The 1,922-nt window shown below is 40.0% G+C and carries 2 protein-coding genes; both read right to left on the bottom strand.

Going from position 1 to position 1,922, the window contains the following annotated elements; genetic code table 11:
- Positions 1-141: 141 nt before the first annotated feature.
- On the bottom strand, positions 142-291 hold the full coding sequence (locus F6K40_RS39970; protein WP_293145808.1) for a hypothetical protein: 150 nt from the start codon (positions 289-291) through the stop codon (positions 142-144).
- Positions 292-701: 410 nt separating this feature from the next.
- Complete coding sequence (locus F6K40_RS39965; RefSeq protein WP_293145805.1) at positions 702-1,646, bottom strand: RluA family pseudouridine synthase; 945 nt, start codon at positions 1,644-1,646, stop codon at positions 702-704.
- Positions 1,647-1,922 lie beyond the last annotated feature (276 nt).

The following is a 1,922-nucleotide window of genomic DNA, read 5'->3' as shown; positions in this document are numbered from 1 at the left end:
ATCAATGTCAACACAGGGGGAGGACATCACCTCTGTCATGCTCCGCGGTCAGGGTTTCCCAGACGCTCAGAATCCCTATTTTTCCATCCCCCCTAACCCCCCTTTGAAAGGGGGGAATAGAAGGGCAACGTCGGGAGTATGTCAAAAAACAAAAGGCAATATAGAAGTGGGGGCAGGTATCATCTCAGGCCCCCGCAAGTCTAATAGTTGTACAATAATTAGATAGGCGATCGCCAAACCGATAGAAATTACCCCAGTAATAATAGCTACAATTTTTCCACGATCCATCATTTTCTACTCCTGAAACTATAATAATTAAAAAAATTAACTTTTTGTAGGTTGGGTTAAGCGGTAGCGCAACCCAACAGACAAAAGAGGTTTGTTGGGTTTATCCTACGGATAAGCTCCGCTAACGTTTCTCAACCCAACCTACAATATTATAGCGCTACGCGAAGCGTGAATAGGGAATAGCAGACTAATAAAGGGTTTTTCTTATAGGGAAATGCTCCGCAAACAGGATTTAGAAATGTCCTAACCTTAATGCGTAGCGCTATACTTTTGATTTTTGACTTTCTTTACCAAAAAAAGAGGTCCAAAGTCTCCTCTTTTAAGGGGATGAAAAGAATAAATTTCATTATTTTCAGCCTCTGGGTGAGCGCCAGAGGTACTGATAACTGATAACTGATAACTGATAACTGAAATTACCCAGAACGTCTACGCAAAACCTCCACCAAAGTCAGAAAATCTTCTGGCAAAGGAGCGATCGCTTCAACCAACTCTCCCGAAACAGGATGTTCCAACTCCAGTCGCCAAGCATGAAGAGCTTGACCATTTAAGTTTACTCCCACCGAACGACCCTTCCCATAAATAATATCCCCCACAATAGGATATCCTATTTTAGCACTGTGAACCCGAATTTGATGAGTCCGCCCAGTTTCCAACCGAAACAACATCATGGAAAAATTTCCCAAACGTTCCTTAATTTCCCAATGAGTAACAGCAACTTTTCCACCTCTTTCCACTGGTGTCACAGCCATTTTTTTTCGGTCTACCCGATGACGACCAATAGGTAAATCTATTTTACCACTATCAGTTTTCGGACTACCATAAACCACTCCCAAATATTCCCGCCTCGCCGTTTTTGCCTGCAACTGTCCCTGCAAATGTTGATAAGCTCGGTCTGTTTTCGCCACCATTATCGCGCCAGTGGTATCCTTATCCAAGCGATGCACAATACCTGGTCGTTGGACTCCCCCAATACCTGCGAGAGAGTCACAATGAGCTAAAAGTGCATTCACTAAAGTACCCTCAGAATGTCCGGGAGCTGGATGTACCACTAAACCTGCTGGTTTGTTGATAATTAATAAAGCATCATCTTCATAGAGAATATCTAAAGGAATATCATTAGCTTTTATTGCCAAAGGTATTGGTGGCGGAATAGTTACAATAATTTTATCCCCTTGTTGTACTGTTGCTTTTTTAGAAGTACAGATATCGTCGTTGACTTTCACATTACCTTGAGAGATTAACTTTTGGATCTGCGATCGCGATAAATCTAACATTTGTTGAGAAAGCCAAATATCCAAACGTTGAGTTATTTCATCCCCACTATTCACCTGTAAAAGAATTGAACTTTGATCAGTCATAATTGATAAAAATTATTAGTGAAATTACCACTCTATCTAATCTACGCTTTAGTATTGTAAAGTTTTATTAATTTTATAGAAAAACATAGGAAAACAACTAAAAATATCTTAGACTGAGAAAGGATTGCAGAACAGCTCGTTAAATGTTGACAGGAGGGATAATACAGTTAGTAGAACGTACTATCATTAAAAAAAATAATCTGGTGTCAAATACAATGAGTCATGTCAATGTTCGTTTAAATACCGATAAGAAAAGTAGTCCCAAACGCTTTTAGC

It is taken from the genome of Okeania sp. SIO3I5, from assembly GCF_010672085.1.
In the GTDB taxonomy this organism is placed as follows: domain Bacteria; phylum Cyanobacteriota; class Cyanobacteriia; order Cyanobacteriales; family Microcoleaceae; genus Trichodesmium.
The sequence above is the reverse complement of the archived record's forward strand: the minus strand, read 5'-3'. Positions and strand labels throughout refer to the sequence as shown.

What these genes read in the sequence shown, in the direction of transcription:
- F6K40_RS39970 (WP_293145808.1), bottom strand. Translation starts at nt 291, where the DNA reads ATGATGGATCGTGGAAAAATTGTAGCTATTATTACTGGGGTAATTTCT.
- F6K40_RS39965 (WP_293145805.1), bottom strand. Translation starts at nt 1,646, where the DNA reads ATGACTGATCAAAGTTCAATTCTTTTACAGGTGAATAGTGGGGATGAA.